This window comes from Leclercia sp. J807 (assembly GCF_009734465.1).
Classification (GTDB): domain Bacteria; phylum Pseudomonadota; class Gammaproteobacteria; order Enterobacterales; family Enterobacteriaceae; genus Enterobacter.
In genome coordinates this window covers 3,355,529-3,373,721 of sequence record NZ_CP046446.1, presented here as the reverse complement: position 1 = coordinate 3,373,721, position 18,193 = coordinate 3,355,529, and the positions used below count along the sequence as shown (strand labels likewise).

General features: G+C 57.2%; 14 protein-coding genes. 4 read left to right on the top strand and 10 right to left on the bottom strand.

The window, feature by feature from the left end:
* Nucleotides 1-193 precede the first annotated feature (193 nt).
* On the top strand, nucleotides 194-1,435 hold the full coding sequence (locus GNG26_RS16040; protein ID WP_114314327.1) for an Nramp family divalent metal transporter: 1,242 nt from the start codon (nucleotides 194-196) through the stop codon (nucleotides 1,433-1,435).
* 29 nt (nucleotides 1,436-1,464) lie between these two features.
* Here the strand turns inward: GNG26_RS16040 and ypeC are convergent, their stop codons facing one another.
* A complete protein-coding gene (gene ypeC, locus GNG26_RS16035) occupies nucleotides 1,465-1,815 on the bottom strand; it encodes a DUF2502 domain-containing protein YpeC (protein WP_103824691.1) in 351 nt (116 codons plus the stop codon).
* 126 nt (nucleotides 1,816-1,941) lie between these two features.
* On the bottom strand, nucleotides 1,942-2,940 hold the full coding sequence (mgrA, locus tag GNG26_RS16030; RefSeq protein ID WP_156239485.1) for an L-glyceraldehyde 3-phosphate reductase: 999 nt from the start codon (nucleotides 2,938-2,940) through the stop codon (nucleotides 1,942-1,944).
* A 184-nt stretch (nucleotides 2,941-3,124) separates the two neighbouring features.
* Between mgrA and ipdC the strand changes: the two genes are divergently transcribed.
* Nucleotides 3,125-4,780, top strand: a complete 1,656-nt coding sequence (gene ipdC / locus GNG26_RS16025; protein WP_156239484.1) for an indolepyruvate decarboxylase — start codon at nucleotides 3,125-3,127, stop codon at nucleotides 4,778-4,780.
* On the opposite strand, the gene GNG26_RS16020 is transcribed toward ipdC, so the two are convergent.
* Nucleotides 4,781-6,016 carry an ion channel protein gene (locus GNG26_RS16020; RefSeq protein ID WP_156239482.1) on the bottom strand — a complete coding sequence of 412 codons (1,236 nt, stop codon included), beginning with the start codon at nucleotides 6,014-6,016 and terminating at the stop codon, nucleotides 4,781-4,783.
* Nucleotides 6,017-6,220: 204 nt separating this feature from the next.
* On the opposite strand from GNG26_RS16020, the gene glk reads away from it, so the two are divergent.
* Nucleotides 6,221-7,186, top strand: coding sequence for a glucokinase (gene glk / locus GNG26_RS16015; protein WP_156239480.1), 966 nt, complete (start codon nucleotides 6,221-6,223; stop codon nucleotides 7,184-7,186).
* A gap of 41 nt (nucleotides 7,187-7,227) precedes the next feature.
* Here glk and GNG26_RS16010 read toward each other — a convergent pair whose 3' ends face one another.
* Both GNG26_RS16010 and GNG26_RS16005 read right to left on the bottom strand, forming a co-directional pair.
* On the bottom strand, nucleotides 7,228-7,965 hold the full coding sequence (locus GNG26_RS16010; RefSeq protein WP_114314331.1) for a LytTR family DNA-binding domain-containing protein: 738 nt from the start codon (nucleotides 7,963-7,965) through the stop codon (nucleotides 7,228-7,230).
* A gap of 12 nt (nucleotides 7,966-7,977) precedes the next feature.
* A complete protein-coding gene (locus GNG26_RS16005; RefSeq protein WP_156239478.1) occupies nucleotides 7,978-9,675 on the bottom strand; it encodes a sensor histidine kinase in 1,698 nt (565 codons plus the stop codon).
* 386 nt (nucleotides 9,676-10,061) lie between these two features.
* Here GNG26_RS16005 and alaC point away from each other — a divergent pair, with 386 nt between their 5' ends.
* Complete coding sequence (gene alaC, locus GNG26_RS16000; protein ID WP_103824696.1) at nucleotides 10,062-11,303, top strand: alanine transaminase; 1,242 nt, start codon at nucleotides 10,062-10,064, stop codon at nucleotides 11,301-11,303.
* A gap of 55 nt (nucleotides 11,304-11,358) precedes the next feature.
* Here alaC and ypdK read toward each other — a convergent pair whose 3' ends face one another.
* From ypdK to GNG26_RS15975, 5 genes are all read right to left on the bottom strand, one after another.
* Entirely contained in the window at nucleotides 11,359-11,439 is an 81-nt protein-coding gene (gene ypdK / locus GNG26_RS22850; RefSeq protein ID WP_197080173.1) for a membrane protein YpdK, read from the bottom strand.
* 350 nt (nucleotides 11,440-11,789) lie between these two features.
* A complete protein-coding gene (lpxP, locus tag GNG26_RS15990; RefSeq protein WP_156239476.1) occupies nucleotides 11,790-12,710 on the bottom strand; it encodes a kdo(2)-lipid IV(A) palmitoleoyltransferase in 921 nt (306 codons plus the stop codon).
* A 248-nt stretch (nucleotides 12,711-12,958) separates the two neighbouring features.
* Nucleotides 12,959-14,404: a hypothetical protein gene (locus GNG26_RS15985; protein WP_156239474.1), complete on the bottom strand. Its 1,446-nt coding sequence runs from the start codon at nucleotides 14,402-14,404 to the stop codon at nucleotides 12,959-12,961.
* Nucleotides 14,401-14,745 (bottom strand): hypothetical protein, encoded by a 345-nt coding sequence (locus GNG26_RS15980; RefSeq protein ID WP_156239472.1) that lies wholly within the window; start codon nucleotides 14,743-14,745, stop codon nucleotides 14,401-14,403. Before GNG26_RS15980 ends, GNG26_RS15985 begins: the two co-directional genes overlap by 4 nt.
* 94 nt (nucleotides 14,746-14,839) lie before the next feature.
* Nucleotides 14,840-18,172 carry a CapA family protein gene (locus GNG26_RS15975; RefSeq protein ID WP_156239471.1) on the bottom strand — a complete coding sequence of 1,111 codons (3,333 nt, stop codon included), beginning with the start codon at nucleotides 18,170-18,172 and terminating at the stop codon, nucleotides 14,840-14,842.
* Nucleotides 18,173-18,193 lie beyond the last annotated feature (21 nt).

Here is an 18,193-nt window from a genome sequence, read left to right as displayed (position 1 = left end):
ATGAGTTAAAAGTTAAGTTTGTGTGCTACGCTTCACAAAGGCGCGTGCTTCTGCCCGCTATCGATAGACCATTCCAGCCCGCTAATTGTTCTTCGCTATCACTGCAATCACGATAATCCTTCTAAATGAACTTGATAATCATTCGCATTTTGATAGCATTTAACATAGCAAAGGCTATATTACTGAGGCAAAAATGAGCAACAGTCGCGTTGATGAGAGTAGCAGTGGTAGGGCTGCACGCAAAATGCGGTTTGCATTAATGGGACCTGCGTTTATTGCCGCCATTGGCTATATCGATCCCGGTAATTTTGCGACCAACATCCAGGCCGGAGCCAGCTTCGGCTATAAACTTTTGTGGGTGGTAGTCTGGGCCAACCTGATGGCGATGATGATCCAGGTGCTGTCGGCAAAACTGGGCATTGCCACCGGCAAAAACCTCGCGGAGCAGATCCGCGACCACTATCCGCGTCCGCTGGTCTGGTTCTACTGGGTGCAGGCGGAGATTATTGCCATGGCGACCGATCTGGCAGAATTTATCGGCGCGGCGATTGGCTTTAAGCTGATCCTCGGCGTGTCGCTGTTGCAGGGCGCGGTATTAACCGGTATCGCCACCTTCCTTATTCTGATGCTGCAACGACGCGGGCAGAAACCGCTGGAGAAAGTGATCGGTGGTCTGCTGCTGTTTGTGGCGGCAGCCTACATTGTTGAGCTCATCTTCTCTCAGCCGGATCTGGTTCAGCTGGGTAAAGGGATGGCGATCCCGAGCCTGCCGACCACCGAAGCGGTGTTCCTTGCAGCCGGGGTACTGGGCGCGACCATTATGCCGCACGTGATCTATCTGCACTCCTCGCTGACCCAGAATCTGCATGGCGGTTCACGGCAGGAGCGCTACTCCGCGACGAAATGGGACGTTGCCATCGCCATGACCATTGCCGGGTTTGTTAACCTGGCGATGATGGCGACCGCCGCAGCGGCATTCCACTTCAACGGCCATACCGGCGTCGCCGATCTGGATCAGGCGTACCTGACGCTGGAACCGCTGCTGAGTCACGCGGCGGCAACTATCTTTGGCCTGAGCCTGGTGGCGGCGGGTCTCTCTTCCACCGTTGTAGGCACGCTGGCAGGGCAGGTGGTCATGCAGGGATTCGTGCGCTTCCACATTCCTTTATGGGTGCGCCGTTCGATCACGATGCTGCCGTCGTTTGTGGTGATCCTGATGGGACTGGATCCGACCCGCATTCTGGTGATGAGCCAGGTGCTGCTCAGTTTTGGTATTGCGCTGGCGCTGGTGCCGCTGCTGGTCTTTACCAGCGACAAGAAGCTGATGGGCGATCTGGTTAACAGTAAGACGGTGAAACGGACGGGGTGGGCGATCGTCGTGCTGGTGGTGGCGCTGAATCTGTGGTTACTAATCGGGACCGCACTGGGATTGTAAAAAAGGCGCCGGGAGGCGCCTTTTTCGTATCAGTGACGGTGACCGTGTCCGCCGTGACCATGCCCGTGACCGCGGCCTCGTGGGCCTCGATGATCGTCACGATCGCTCCAGCCTGCGCGGTAGCCACGCTCATAGGCTTTACGTTTATCCCAGCCACGGTGGTAGCCGTTATCATGTCTGTGCCAGCGATTGCCGCGCCATTCATAATGACGGCGCCAGTAGTCGCGGTCACGCCAGCCGCCGCCGTCCCAGTAGTTACCGTAATTATCACGATCGCCAATTTGTAATTTTATGGATGGCAACAGGGTGATTTCGCCAGCATTAGCGACCAGCGGGGCTGAAGCCAGTAATACTGCTGCCAGAATCAGAGACCTGAACATGGTTATTCTCCTTCACGATCGGAGCCGTAATCGGCTTGTTAAAGCAATATTAAGGGGCGGTAAAGTCCCGGATAATCGCTTTAACTCCTAATTCAGAAGGCGTAGCACTTTTTGCTAAAAGTGCTTTTAATTTACACTGTTCAGAATCGCGTCGATTTCGTTCAGTTCCTCAGGCGTGAAGTGACGGTTCGCCAGCATTCCCACGGCATCATCAATTTGCGCCGTTTTGCTGGCGCCAATCAGCACCGAAGTGACGGCCTCCTGGTGTAACACCCAGGCCAGCGCCATCTGCGACAGCTTCTGGTTGCGGCGTTCCGCCAGGGCGTTGAGCTGACGCACTTTCGCCAGTTTCTCTTCGGTAAGCTGATCCGGATTGAGGAACCGGCTCCCGCTGGCGGCGCGGGAATCTGCCGGAATACCGTTCAGATAGCGGTCGGTCAACTGCCCCCCGGCGAGCGGCGAGAAGGCAATGCAGCCCACCCCTTTATCCTTCAGTACATCCAGTAAGCCCGCTTCCGGGGTGCGTTCAAACATTGAGTATTTCGGCTGATGGATAAGGCAGGGCGTGCCTAAATCATCGAGGATCTCAATAGCCTGGCGAGCCAGCTCTGCCGGATAATTGGATAGCCCAACGTACAGTGCCTTGCCCTGGCGCACGACATGGTCTAACGCTTTCATCGTCTCTTTCAACGGCGTTTCCGGGTCCGGACGGTGATGATAGAAAATATCGACATACTCCAGGCCCATCCGCTTCAGGCTCTGATCGAGGCTGGCAATCAGATACTTACGCGAGCCCCAGTCGCCATAGGGGCCCTCCCACATGGTATAGCCCGCCTTGGTTGAGATGATGAGTTCATCGCGCCAGGCGCTGAAATCTTCCTGCAAAATCCGTCCAAAGTTACGCTCTGCGGAACCCGGCGGTGGACCGTAGTTATTGGCAAGGTCGAAGTGCGTAATCCCCACATCGAAGGCACGATGTAAAAGTTGACGGCTGTTTTCGATCAACGTGGCGTCGCCAAAGTTATGCCACAGCCCCAGGGAGATGGCAGGGAGCTTGAGACCACTTTGCCCGCATCGTTGATAATTCATTGACTGGTAACGGTTTTGATTCGCCTGATAAACCATGAGACTTGCCCCTCTGCGTCAGAATGTCATTCAGTGTATACGTTTACACTAAACGTCTGGCAGGCAGATTACCTTGCGAAAATACGTAAAGCATTATTTCCATGGGCAGTTTATCGCCATTCCTGGACAGCTATCACGCTTCTTCAATACTCAAGTTGAAGTCAACATTATAAGGATAACTGTCATGCAAACCCCCTACACCGTCGCCGATTACCTGCTGGACCGTCTTACAGATTGTGGTGCCGATCATCTGTTTGGCGTGCCGGGCGACTACAATCTGCAGTTTCTCGATCACGTTATCGCCAGCCCGGATATTGGCTGGGTAGGTTGTGCCAACGAATTAAATGCGGCCTATGCCGCTGATGGATATGCGCGCTGCAAAGGATTTGCTGCGCTGCTGACAACGTTCGGGGTTGGCGAGCTCAGCGCCATGAACGGTATCGCGGGCAGTTTCGCCGAGCACGTGCCGGTTCTGCATATCGTGGGTGCCCCGGGCAGCGCCTCGCAGAAAAAAGGGGAGCTGCTGCACCATACGCTCGGTGATGGCGAGTTTCGTCACTTCTATAAGATGAGTGAGCCCGTTACCGTCGCCCAGGCGCTCCTGACTGAACAAAACGCCTGCTATGAAATCGACCGGGTCCTGACCCAGATGCTCCGGGAGCGCCGTCCGGGCTATATTATGCTGCCTGCCGATGTGGCAAAAAAACCAGCCACGCCGCCTGTTAGCGCGCTTATGGACCGTCTTTATGAGAGCGACAGTTTCCGTCTTGACGCCTTCCGCCAGGCGGCAGAAAAACGGCTGGCCGCGAGCGATCGCACCGCGCTGCTGGCCGACTTCCTCGTCCTGCGTTATGGCCTGAAAAATCAGCTGCAACGCTGGGTGGACCAAACGCCCATCGCCCACGCCACCATGCTGATGGGGAAAGGAATTTTTGACGAGCGCAAACCCGGTTTTGCCGGCACCTACAGCGGTTCCGCCAGCGCAGCCGAGGTTAACGAGGCCATTGAAGGCGCCGATACCGTCATCTGCGTGGGTACGCGTTTTACCGATACGCTTACCGCAGGCTTCACCCACAAGCTCACCCATCAGCAGACCATTGACGTTCAGCCCCACGCCTCGCGCATTGGCGATGTCTGGTACACCGGGATCTCCATGAGCCAGGCCATTAAGGTGCTCTCCAGCCTCTGCCATCAGTATGCCCAAACCGGGAATACGCCCCGCCCGGCGAGACAGCTGCATGCGGTTCATCCCGGCTCGCTGACCCAGGACAGCTTCTGGAAAACGCTGCAAACCTATATTCGTCCGGGGGACATTATTCTCGCCGACCAGGGAACCTCGGCCTTTGGTGCTGGCGCGCTGCGTCTGCCGGATGAGGTCAATTTTATCGTGCAGCCGATCTGGGGATCGATTGGCTACACTCTGGCCGCCGCCTACGGTGCGCAGACTGCCTGCCCGGATCGTCGCGTGATTGCCATTACCGGCGACGGTGCGGCGCAGCTCACTATCCAGGAGCTGGGCTCCATGCTGCGGGATAAGCAGCGCCCGGTGATCATGGTCCTGAATAACGAAGGGTATACGGTAGAGCGCGCCATTCATGGTCCGAACCAGCGCTATAACGACATAGCGCTGTGGAACTGGACGCAGATCCCGCAGGCGCTCAGCCTGGATTGTCAGGCCGAGTGCTGGCGGGTGAGCGAGACGGTGCAGCTGGAAGAGGTGCTGGAGAGAGTCGCGCACCCACAACGGCTGTCGTTAATTGAGGTGATGTTGCCGAAAGCCGACGTTCCGCCGCTGCTGAGCGGCATTATCCAGGCGCTGGAAGCACGCAAAAGCGCCTGATTACTTCTCATCGTTCCAGGCAGCCATCATCGGTCTGCCCGCCAGCAACAGCCAGGCGGGCAGCATCACAATACAGAGCAGCGGCAGCAGGGTGGTGTCCGGCACCACCACTGCCGCCATAAACAGGCTTAGCCATGCATCCCGGGTGACAACCAGCACCAGCCCCATAATCGAACAGGAGATGGTAATCGCCAGGGGAACGGCCTCTACATGTTCATGCAGCATCAACCCCAGCGCCGCGCCGACGAACACCGCCGGGAAAATGCGCCCGCCGCGAAAACCGCACGCCGCAGCCACCACCAGTGCCGCCAGTTTTATCAGCGCAAAGAGCAGATAATCTGACACGCTGAAGATCTGGCTGAAGGCCATCTGCTGCATCTCATCCAGCCCCTTAAACAAGGTGATGTTGCCCCCGATTGCCCCAAGGATCCCCAGAATAAATCCGCCAGCGCCAAGAATAAGGACCGGGTGCTTCAGACGATGCATCAGACGGTGCAGGCGTGGCAAACACCAGACCGCCACCATCCCCAGCGCGATAGCGATGGCGGCGACAATCGCGCCGCTAAAAATATCGACCATCTGCATCTGGCTGTAGTGAGCAACGGGCAGCGAGAAGTGAGGATGAAAAAAGAGGCTGGTGGTCAGGGCTCCGGCGGCGGCGGATAAGAGCGGGGCGAACAGACGATCCCAGAGCGGGATCTCCGGATTGCCGCTCAGGGTCTGGGAAAAAATCAGCGCCGCCGCAACAGGCGTGCCGAACAGCGCCCCGATGGTGCCCGCAGAGGCGAGAATGGTCCAGTCGAGGGCGTTCACCCGGGGGAACGCCCGCGCTCCTATGGCGACGGCCAGCGCGATGTTCACCGCCATCACCGGATGCTCAGGCCCAAGGCTGACGCCGCCCGCCAGACCAATAATCAGGGCGATAATCAACCCGGGCAGGGCAGCGGCATCTACCGGCGCGCCAATCAGCGGCTCTACGGCCGGATCTGGCCCGGCATGTCCCGGGCTGTAGCGTATCACCAGTCCTACAGCGATACCGGTAAGCGTCAGGATTAAAATAACCCATACCGGCGAGCTTGCGTTAAGGCCGAGGGAAGCCGGTAATGAGGTCCACAAAATCGATTGCAGCACGGAGGCGACCTTCATGATCACAATCAGGATCAGGCTGGATGCAACGCCAATAATCAGCGCAGGAGGGGCCAGCAGCAGCATCGTTCTGGCTCGCGGATGGAGCATGATGATTTCCTTGTTAAAAAGAGCTGTCTGTACTTTGCACGTTCAGCCTTATGGCAATAGTGCAAATGGTGCTGAAACGGTAAAGTTATTCTGTGATGAAGATCGATAATCCTGGGGTGCTTTTATTCAGGTCGTTGTTGTTCACGGGCCTTGAATTTAGAGTGTGCCAAACAGTTATTTTGACTTTAGCGGAGCAGTAGAAGAATGACAAAGTATGCTTTGGTAGGTGATGTAGGGGGGACTAACGCGCGTCTGGCGTTATGTGACGTCAACACCGGCGAAATCTCCCGCGCCAAAACCTATTCCGGGCTGGATTATCCCAGCCTGGAAGCGGTGGTTCGTGTCTATCTGACGGAGCATGATGTCAGCGTTGAGGATGGCTGTATCGCCATTGCCTGCCCGATTACCGGTGACTGGGTGGCGATGACCAACCACACCTGGGCATTCTCTGTCGCCGAAATGAAGGCCAACCTCGGCTTTGCCCATCTGGAAATTATTAACGACTTTACCGCGGTGTCGATGGCGATCCCAATGTTAAAGCCGGAGCATCTGATCCAGTTCGGCGGCACCCAGCCGGTTGAAGGTAAGCCCATTGCCGTCTACGGCGCTGGCACCGGCCTGGGGGTTTCCCATCTGGTACACGTCGACAAGCGCTGGATCAGCCTGCCGGGTGAAGGCGGACATGTCGATTTCGCGCCAAACAGCGAAGAAGAGGGCATCATCCTCGAAGAGCTGCGCGCGGAGATCGGCCACGTCTCGGCGGAGCGGGTGCTCTCGGGTCCGGGCCTGGTGAACCTTTACCGGGCGATTGTGAAATCCGATGGCCGTCTGCCGGAAAATCTGCAGCCGAAAGATGTGACCGAACGCGCGCTGGAAGATAGCTGCACCGACTGCCGTCGCGCGCTCTCGCTCTTCTGCGTCATCATGGGGCGTTTTGGCGGCAACCTGGCGCTGAATCTGAGCACCTTTGGTGGGGTCTATATCGCGGGCGGGATCGTACCGCGCTTCCTCGACTTCTTTAAATCGTCCGGTTTCCGCGGCGGGTTTGAAGACAAGGGCCGCTTCCGCGATTATGTCCGGGATATCCCGGTGTACCTGATTGTGCATGACAATCCGGGTCTGCTGGGCTCTGGCGCGCATCTGCGTCAGACTCTGGGCCAGGTACTGTAATGGCTTCTCCCCGGTGACGTCTGTTCACCGGGGCATTCCCTTCACAGGTGCATCAGTTGGCGAAACTCTTTCACCTTGCTGCGACTCACCGGCACCTGAAAATCAAGATCCTTCAGCCGTAAAATGTAGGTGTTGTTGAACCAGGGTTCGATCTCGCGGATCTTGTTCAGATTGACGCAAAACGAGCGATGGCAACGGAAGAAATGGCTCGCCGGCAGCTTGCTGCAAAATTCGGTGATGTTCATCGGCATGACGAACGACTCGCGGCGGGTGTAGACGAAGGTCATCTTCTCATGCGCTTCGGCATAATAGATATCGTTCATCGGCGTCACGATGATGCGTTCATCCTTGATCAAATTGATGGTGTCATTTTCACGCATGACCGGTGAGGCCGCGACCTGTTCCGCGCCGGACTGCTGGTGCCAGGCGTGTTCCAGCTTCTGCAGCATGCTGACAATCCGCGACTCCTGGTATGGCTTCAGAATATAGTCGAACGCTTCCAGCTCGAAGGCCTCCACCGCATGCTCTTTCCACGCGGTGACAAAGACAATAAACGGCTTACTGGCAAACTGGCTGATGTTTTGCGCCAGCAATACGCCGTCCAGAGAGGGAATATTGATATCCAGAAATATGGCGTCAACCCGGTTCTGCTGCAGAAATTTCAGCACGTCCAGACCATCTTCAAAGGTGCCGACGATCTCCATCTGGCTGTGTTCTTTAATCAGCCAGCTCAGCTCCTGTTGAGCGAGTATTTCATCTTCCACAATGATGACTTTCATGCGTCACTCCCTCTAAGGCAACAACAACGTCTGGGCATGAACGGCGGCGCGTTCGTTAGGAACATAAAACGCGATCTCGGTACCCGGCTCAAGGCGGCGAATATGTAGTCCTTCGCCATAAAGCAGCTTAACGCGGTGATGGACATTGAGCAGACCAATTTTATTGCCGGGCATCTCATTTGCCTCTACCCGTTCAATTACTTTCGGGTCGATCCCGTGGCCGGTGTCGCGCACCGCCACCCGCACGCGGTTACCGCATTCGGCCACGCTGATGGTAACCACGCCTTTACCCTTGCGCGGCTGAATGCCGTGGACAATGGCATTCTCCACCAGCGGCTGGATCAGCAGGCTTGGGATCACGCAGTTCACCTCTTCATCGATGTCATAGATAACGGTGAGCTTATCGCCAAACCGCGCCTGCTCGATGGCGATGTAATCCTTGATCTGATAAAGCTCTTTTTTGATGTCGATCTGCTCGTCATCTTTCAACTCAATGTTGTAGCGCAGATAGCGCGACAGATTGAAGATCAGCTGGCGGGCGGTGTCCGGATTCAGGCGGATCGACGAGGAGATGGCGTTCAGCGCATTGAACAGGAAATGGGGATTAATTTTACTCTGCAGGGCGCGCAGCTCTGCCTTGTTTGCCATCTCCCGCAGCTGCTCGGCACGGGAGACCTCCAGCTGGGTGGAGATAATCTGCGACAGCCCGACCGCCATCTCCTGTAAGGTGGAAGTGATCTGGTGCGCGTGGCAGTAGTAAATTTTTAGCGTGCCGGTGACGACCCCTTTTTCCCACAGCGGGATGACAAGCATGGAGTGGATCTCCGGGGTGCGGTGGGCCTCATCGTTATTCTTAATGATGATCTTGCCGCCGCTGATTGCCTGGCGGGTGGTAGGGCTGATGGTATCATCATTATCCCGGTAGTTTGTTTCACCCACGCCCACGTAGGCGAGCACCCGGTCAATATTGGTAATGGCCACCGCATCAGCGTCGATGTCGCGGCGGATGATGTCGCACACCTGGCGCAGCGATTCAGCGTTAATATCGCGAAACAGCGGCAACGTCTTATTGGCAATATCCAGCGCCAGCTTGGCCTGCCGGGCGGCGCTGGCCTCTTTTTCGCTTTCCACGCTCTGCACCAGCAGCACGATAAAACCGATGCACACGGTGCCGAGGATCATCGGGATACCGATTTTAGACACAATATCCAGCCCCAGTTCGGTGGTCGGGGCCCAGGCCACCACCAGAATCATGGTCATCGTTTCACAGATCATCCCACCGATAATACCCGCCCGCCAGTGCTGCTTTTTGGGGAATGTGCGGTTGATCCAGCCCGACATCACGCCCGCGATAACGCAGGTGATCAGACAGGGAACCGCCGTTACGCCGCCGATATCGATCAGGTAGCGGTGAAGCCCGGCGATAACACCGGTGATAATGCCCACCCACGGGCCAAACAGGATCCCCCCTGACATCACGGCAATAATACGCACGTTGACCAGCGAACCTTCCACCGGCACCCCGGACCAGGTGCTGAACAGAGCAAACATCGAGAAGATGACGGTGACCGCCAGCAGCTCGCGCGGCGAGTGGGCAGACTTATGCAGCAGCTCGCGGAACAGGCGGATGCGAATGAGGAAAAACAGGCAAATCAGCATTAACGCCGCGCGATCGAACACCGCCAGCAGCATATTGAATATTTCGTGCACGGGTAAACCTGGGAAAAGAGGAAAGAACCATGATAAAAAACCTGACGCTCAATGACCAGCCATCCCGCTCTTTTATAAAATGGGGATAAACCACGTTAATCAAAGGGGATTGTATCTAAGGTCTCATAAGCGAGCAGAAAAGCTAAAAAGCCACCCGGAAGTCGTAACTGTAATGATATTAAAATGTTAACAAAGTAACATTCATGATGCCTCTTTTCACTTTTACTTCCGGTTTTTGCTTGAGCAGTGTTCCTGTTTTAGCGCTACGCTTTTTTTTATTTCTTCCCCCTCGACAAGGCGAATTTTTTCAGGTTATTTTCTAAGCACGCCACATCCGTGGCGACGTCGCTCGGACGGTCCGGGCGCTAACGTAATCTGAGGAATTTATGGCTGACTCCAGTCCTGAACGCCGTTTTTCGCGTATCGATCGTCTTCCCCCGTATGTGTTTAACATTACTGCTGAATTGAAAATGGCTGCGCGTCGGCGCGGCGAAGACATTATCGATTTCAGTATGGGTAATCCGGACGGCGCTACGCCGCCCCATATCGTGGAAAAACTCTGCACCGTCGCCCAGCGCCCGGACACGCATGGTTACTCAACCTCTAAAGGGATTCCGCGTTTACGCCGCGCCATTTCGCGCTGGTATCAGGAACGCTATCAGGTGGAGATCGACCCTGAAAGCGAAGCCATTGTCACCATCGGTTCAAAAGAGGGGCTGGCGCATCTGATGCTGGCGACGCTGGACCATGGCGACACGGTGCTGGTGCCGAACCCCAGCTACCCGATCCATATTTACGGTGCGGTCATTGCCGGTGCGCAGGTGCGCTCTGTGCCGCTGGTAGAAGGCGTCGACTTTTTTAACGAGCTGGAACGCGCCATCCGGGAAAGCTATCCGAAGCCGAAGATGATGATCCTCGGTTTTCCTTCCAACCCGACCGCCCAGTGCGTGGAACTCGACTTCTTTGAGAAAGTGGTGGCCCTGGCGAAGCGCTACGACGTGCTGGTGGTGCATGACCTGGCCTACGCCGACATTGTGTATGACGGCTGGAAAGCGCCGTCGATCATGCAGGTACCCGGCGCGCGGGACGTTGCGGTGGAGTTTTTCACCCTGTCGAAAAGCTACAACATGGCGGGCTGGCGTATCGGCTTTATGGTCGGCAACAAGACGCTGGTAAACGCGCTGGCACGTATCAAAAGCTACCACGACTACGGCACCTTTACCCCGCTGCAGGTAGCGGCCATTGCTGCGCTGGAAGGCGATCAGCAGTGCGTGAAGGAGATTGCCGCCCAGTACAAACGCCGTCGCGATGTGCTGGTCAAAGGGCTGCATGAGGCGGGCTGGATGGTGGAGATGCCGAAAGCTTCAATGTACGTCTGGGCGAAGATCCCGGAGGCCTACGCCGCGATGGGGTCGCTGGAGTTTGCCAAAAAACTCCTGCAGGATGCGAAAGTGTGCGTCTCCCCGGGGATTGGCTTTGGCGACTACGGCGATACGCACGTGCGTTTCGCGCTGATTGAGAACAGCGATCGTATCCGTCAGGCGGTGAGGGGCATTAAAAGCATGTTCCGCGCCGACGGACTGTTGCCCCAGGTAACAAAGACCACGCCAGAGCAGGCGGGTCAGTAACCCCAAAAAAAACAGGCGCCTTGGGCGCCTGTTTTTTTGACTACATTTTCTTTGCTCAGTTCATCATCAGGGCAAACGTACCGACCCATGCGAACAAAATCACTGAAAAACCCATAAAGAAATATTTCACGTTCATCGCTCCGCGTATTTCGTGATACGCAATAAAAAACAGAGTCCAACTGAGTATAGAGAGGTGAAGTCAGTCCAGGGCCGAAATGAGAATTATCCCGTTTCAGCGACGACTCCAGCTCAGAATTCTGTGCTTTCAGGTAGCCAGACGGCGCTAATGTACGCTTAAATTTCGGGAGTGACAAGAGGCATTTTTCTAAATAATTTCCACGACTTACGAGTGTCGTGGAACGGCGACAGTTTAATTTCGGCAGGTAATAAATTGTCCTTCAGCAAGATAGCCTGCTAACGATAAACATGAGTGATTACAGGTGATTAAAAAGGTTAGTTTCTAAAAGAAACTAACCTTCGACGGGGTCAAAGATAGAGGGAAGCGTGTCCTACAGGGCGCGTTTTAAAACGGCGATGCACCCATAAATACTGTTCCGGCGCACGCATGATCTCGCTCTCGATCACCCTGTTGATGTAAGCCGCGGCGGCAGCCTCTTCCTGGGGATAGTTCTCCATCTCCGGCATGATAAACAGGCGATAACCGCTTTTATCGTCTTTTCTCACCATGGTAACCGTCAGCATCACCGACTTTGAAAGACGGTGAATCACAAATGTGCCGTTAGTGGTGGCCACCTCCTTTACCGCGAAGAAGGGGGCGAAGCTGCTGCCATTGCGACCATAGTCCTGGTCCGGAGCAAACCAGACCGCTTCGCCTTTTTTCAGGGCGCTAACCAGCCCACGTAAATTATTGCGGCTGATCATCGCCTTATTTGAACGCATGCGCCCGCACGTCTGCACCCACTCCATCAGGGCGCTATTATGTGGACGATAAGTAGCCATCATCGGCTGGCACAACCCCATCACCCGGCCACCCAGCTCCAGCGACGTAAAGTGAACGCCGATCACCATCACTCCGCAGTTTTTTGCCTGCGCGCGCTGCAAATTTTCCAGGCCTTCAACGTCAAACCACTTACGTACCCGCGAGTCCGGCCAGAACCAGGCCATCCCCGTTTCCAGCAACGCCATGCCGATAGATTTAAAATTTTCATTAATGAGATGATCGCGCTCTGCAGGGGAGAGTGCCGGAAAACAGAGTTCGAGGTTTCTGCGCGCGATAGATTCACGACGCTTCAGAAAACGACGCGAGAGGCTTCCAAGACCGGCACCCAGCCAGCGCAGCGCCGGATAAGGTAATTGCACGAGCAGCCACAGGACGCCCAGACCAAACCACGTAAACCAGTAACGCGGATGCAGAAGCGTGCGCGTGAATTTGCATTGAGACAAGATAAAACGACCTTTGTGAAGAGTATGTTGGTAGCCCCAGACTGGCGCTACGCCGGAATGTTAATAAGACCCGCGGTAATCGTATTGGTTCATGGCTGAAACCGTACATGCCCGGAGTCTGAAAAAACAGCAGTTGGCGTTGGGCGGCGTAATGTAGCACTGTTATATCTTAACTGCTAACACTACTTTCGAGCAAAAAATAACCGGTAAAATCGCTAAAACAGGAGGCTATTTTTATCCGCATTAAGAGGCTATTCATGAGGTCTTTCATATCCAAAATCAAAGCCGAGCAGCACGTTCTGGCGTAAGGCGTGATTTAACGGATAGCTGTAACTCTGCCCGATGCTGACCGTATGGATCACCCGCAACAGCGTGCCGCCGCTCAGGGATGCGGGGGTATCGGTGATCGTCACTTCCGCTCCCTGCAATGCGTGCCGCAGCGACTGATAGGCCGGAGAAGCCGTAATGCTGTTGTTCGTCACGCTGCACAGGCCGAGCAGCAGGCAGATTAATAACACCGGGAAGATCAGCGGATGGCGGTTGAGCAGGCGAACGGGCCGCCAGGAGGTGACAGAGAGCAGGGCGGCACTTAACGGGAGAAGCAGCAGATAGAGCAGTTTTGCCAGGTGAGTGAGGGCGCCGAGCAGGGAGAACATCAGCGCAATGGGAGGCACAATCACCGCCCGCGCCGCATCCTCGCCCCGTTTTTCATTTGCTCCGCCTGCACCGTAGCTGGTCAGCGCAGCCTGCAGGCGGGGGAGTTGCTGTTGCAGTACGTAGTCAAGATGGGGAGCCTGCAGCGCCAGGGCGAACTGTTTCAGGGCGTCCTCTTTCGGATATTCAGGCTGCACCCGGGTTTGCAGCGGCAGGGCCAGCTTTTCCCGCAGCCTCTTCTGTACCGGTTCTAGCATGAAAAATGTCTCCCAGTCGAGGCGGGCCGGGATTGTCACCCCATGATAAAGCCCATTTTTCCGGGTATCGCTGTTATAGCCGAGATAGTCCTGATAAATGTCCGCGCGCGCGGCCAGCCAGAGTTTGTAATAGCCGAGGAGCCCGCCCTCCTGAACGCTGATGCTGTCGCGCAGGTTTTGTGCCGCCTCTCGCTCAAGCAGTTCGTGATAGCGGCTGACCGAACTCATAAGTAGCGGCAGCATCGCCAGAAACGCTTTTCCGGATGGACTGGTCCAGGTTTCGCGCTGACTGCCATCGTCATCAAGCGGGATCCCCGCCAGCGTCTGGTGCCCGTCAATTAAAGACTGCTGATAGAGCTGCGCCAGCATCGACTTCTGGCGAAACTCGCCGGTGCTTTGGGCAACCTGGCGCTCAATAACCCACTCTACCGTTTGCCATGTCACCACGCCGGTGAGCAGACAGAGCGAGAACACCATGCCTGCCACCCAGGGAGCGGGAAACGCAATGTCGCGTTTTTTCAGCCAGGCGTTGCACGCCAGCACCAGCTGGAATGCCAGCAGCGCGGCGGCGATGGCGGTTAGGGCCCGACCATAGCGCTCCATATTGTGGATATCGTCGGGGGTAGAGAGACTTCCCACCAGATCGAGCAGGCGCGAGTTAAAGGCCAGCTCGCAGATAAGGTAGGTGAGGGTGAGGAGAATAACCACCGCGTTTTGCCACAGCGGCAGCGCAGGGCGCTTAATATCGGCCCGGTTTTCCAGTTCACCGAGAGCGCGTTCCGTCATGATTTCAGCTCCAGGCTGGTCTGACGGGTGATCGCAGGTTGCCAGATCTGCTCCGGCAACGAGTTATCCAGCACCGGCACGACCCGGGGCGCGGGCGGTTCTGCGGCTTTAACCTGAGGCCGTTTTTTTACTTTTACGGGCGGCGCAGAGGGCGCTTCTGGCGTGTTCAGGAACGATTCAGGTGCGCTATACGCGGGCTGCACAGGCGCAGGGCGAACATATTTCGGCGCTACGCGCGCCCGGCTGGGATTCTTATCATGGCTAGCACAACCGCTTACGCTCAGAAGCAGCGTTAACAACACCACCCCGCAGCGGGGCATTTTTTGCAGTGGCACGCTCATCAGTTTGTCCTGACTCTGTCGCACAGCGGAGTGACGTCTTTTAAATGTAATCGGGAATTTTAATTCAGGTAGTTGTATCGCTTAAAAATTCTGCTTACCTCCCGGCCAGCTGAGCCAGCGGCATGATCAGCCTGCATTCACCCTCCTCACTGACGGCGCGCCAGCCCGCATCGGACGCCTCTTCCCGGGTAATAGGCATACCCTGCGCGGTCAGCTGCGCGATCAGATCCGCAAATTCCGCCCCGGTCACCGGGCGGGGTTGCCAGAAGGTCTGTTTATTGTCGGTCAGGATCGGCAGAAGCGCGATCTGCGGTTGCGGGGTGCCGAGCAGCAGGCGGACGATAAAACCATACGGCGGCACGCCGCGCGACTGGTATTCACCGTTACTGTTAAACACCCCGTTGCCGATGCTGTAGACCACCAGACTTTCGCCCAGTCGTACCGCCTCGCCAGCCATGTGCGGCCCGGAGCCGATAATCAGGTCGGCTCCGGCCTCGCAGAGACGCTGCGCCAGCGCCCGCTGTCCCGCCGTTGTCCCTTGGTAATCTAGCCCCCAGTGAGCGAGCACGATAGTGGTGGCTGGCCGGGGGCGTGCTTTCTCCAGACGCAGCTGTTCAGCCAGGCCGCCGCTCAGGCAGGCGACCCCTGCCCGACGTGGGCGGGCGTAAAAGGCGCAATCCTGCTCCATGTAGCGCCGGTACCAGTAGGCGCTGAAAATCTTGTACTGCCTGCCGCCCACCGTCAGCACCAGCGGAGCGTGGGCCTGCTGCGCATTGCGTCCGGCGCCGATGCAGGCAATGCCGCCGCCGCTAAACGCCGCCAGGGTGCTCTCCAGCCCCGGGAGTCCGGCATCCATGGCGTGATTATTGCCAAGGGCCACCGCGTCGATACCCTGTTTACGCAGGGCGGTAACCGAGGCGACCGGATCCCCGGTCAGGCAGAACGGCTTTCGGCCTTCCAGACTGGTGCGCAGATCGGTGGCGAGGGCCGCCTCAAAGTTGGCAAGAGTGAAGTCGCTACCGCGCAGCAGGGGGGCGATGCCCAGAAAGCTGTGATCGTAGCCGTAACGTTGCAGGGCATCATCCAAACCCCGCGCCTGGCGCTTGCGGGTATACCACTCGCCAAAATAGGTATCGCCCAACAAGGTGAGGGTCGCCACAGGTTTGTCGATGTGCCGTTCGACGGGCGCCGGTGCGGGCTCTGCGCCATCCACTCCGGCCAGGAGCCCATCCAGCAGATAGTCGAGATGAAAGGCATCATCCGCCCCGGCAGCGCAGGCCAGCCAGAGTTCGCCTGCGATCCACTGCAGCGCAACGCCCCAGCGTCCGGCGCAGAATTGTCCCCATGCGCTGCCGTTGCTGTGCAGGTTGCCGCTTTTACGGTACACCCGCTCGCCTATAGCCGCCTCGTGCTCACCCAGCCACGTAAGCCAGTGCGGGTAGCGCAGCTGGAAATGGTGTATCAGCCTGGCGATATCCGTAAGCGTGGTGCGCTGGCCGGGGCGGGGACGACCGGAGACGTTATTGATATGGGTGTGGCGCATCTCCAGCTGGTCAACAAGGCTGCGCAGCGCCTTCAACGCCTCCGCGCTGCTGCCTGCCAGCATTTCCGCCAGATGAATGGCGGCGTCGCAGGCGTTGTGGATGAGCATCCCCTGCACCAGCGATTTCACGGTTGCAGTGTTCCCCCGTTGCAGGCCAAGAGCCGGATTGCCCTGCAGAACATGGGCGGCGATGCCGTGCATCTCAACAGGCGTCTCAAGGGTTATTTTTTTCGCCAGCAGACGTTCTGCCAGGCAGACGGCCAGCAGCAGCTGGCTCAAGTACGTGGGGGCAAATGCGCTGTCGCCCTGCTCAGACAGCCGGGTTTCGCCAGTGGTAAGATTCATCAGCAGACGGGCGGTTTGCCCTTTTGCCAGGGCTGGCGACGCGGTAAGTCGGCGCTTCAACAGGCCGACAACCCGCCTGAAGTCGGAATTACGCACGCTCCCTTTGACCAGCACGATATCACCGTCGCGCAACGTCGGCGCAGCGGCCTCCACCAGCGCCTCTGCGGTGCTGAAATGGCCGCCGCGAACCTCTTCCGGCAGGGCGTCGTGCAGGGTACGCATCTCGTCACCGTGCAGAAATGCCTGCTGGCAGCTGGCCGCCAGCAGGGGCTGCGCCAGTGAGCGGTGGATGGCGGCGGACTGATCCCCAAGGTTGATGATCCGCCCCAGCAGGGCGATCACCCGGCCACCGTCTTCCTGCGCACGCTGGGCGGCCACCTCAAACGCGTTGAGCATCGACAGGTATTCGGCGTTATAGCTGTCATCAATCAGAGTGACAGCCCCGCCGCCCTGCAGCGGCAGCGCGGTAATGCCCATGTGCTGACCATCGCTGCGCCAGGCTTCAAGGCTGGTAACGATCTCCGCCAGGCTCACTCCAAGCAGGTCGGCGGCGATAAGCGAGGCCACCGAGTTAAGCGCGGCGCCTTTGCCCGGCACGGCCAGCCGGTAACTCAGGCTCTGCTGGTGGAGGTTGAGTGTGATCAGGCTGCCGTTGGCATCCTGGGTAAATGCCGTGATTCGCACGTCGGCGTTGGCATCAAACCCGTAGCTGATGATGCGGGCACCGTCGCGGGTAACGCTGGCAGCCACAGTGTTATATCCGGCCATATCACGGTTTAAAATGGCGTAGCCACCCGGAATAAGACCGTGACTGATGCGCGCTTTAAAGCGGGCCACATCATCGAGAGAGGTCACCCTCCTGCCCACCTGGGTGATGCCGATTTCGGTGATAATGACGATATGCGGCTTAATGCGCGGGCCGATCCCACCGTTGCGCATCCACAGAGCAGAGATCGCCACTTCCATTACCACCGCCTGCGGATTGCAGACTGCACGCGCCAGCGTGATGGAGGCACCTGTGCGGGTGTTGTGGTTCCCGCGGCTCGCCACTACCGACATGTGGTTTGCCAGAATGCTGTTCAGCATCTCTTTGGTCGAGGTTTTGCCTACCGTACCGGTGATCGCCACCAGCTTGCCGTCCAGCCGCCGCCGGGCTTCTTCTGCAAGCCAAAGCAGGGCCTGATAGCTGTTGCCCACCACCAGCTGAGGAAAGTCCGGAGGCAGACCGTCAACCTTGCGCTGGACGATGGCCCCGCAGTAGCGAGAGGCGTGGCGGGAAAGCGAAAGATGAGTATCATCCCAGCCAGCGTAAATACCGGTGTTGCCGGAGCCCTTACGCCAGGTGTCGGGATCGATGGCGACAAAGAGGCAGTGATGGCCAGGCTGCGCCTTATCATGAAAAAGGACAATGTCAGTGGCGCACCAGCCTGCATCCGGGCGATTGTGCCAGATGCTACCGGGTAGTTTTTCGAGTTCGGCAGCGGTCCATCCCGGTGCTTGCGTCTCAGCGCGTGGCTGGCGGGGCGGTTTCTGGCTCATATTTTTATTCCTGCTTTTTTG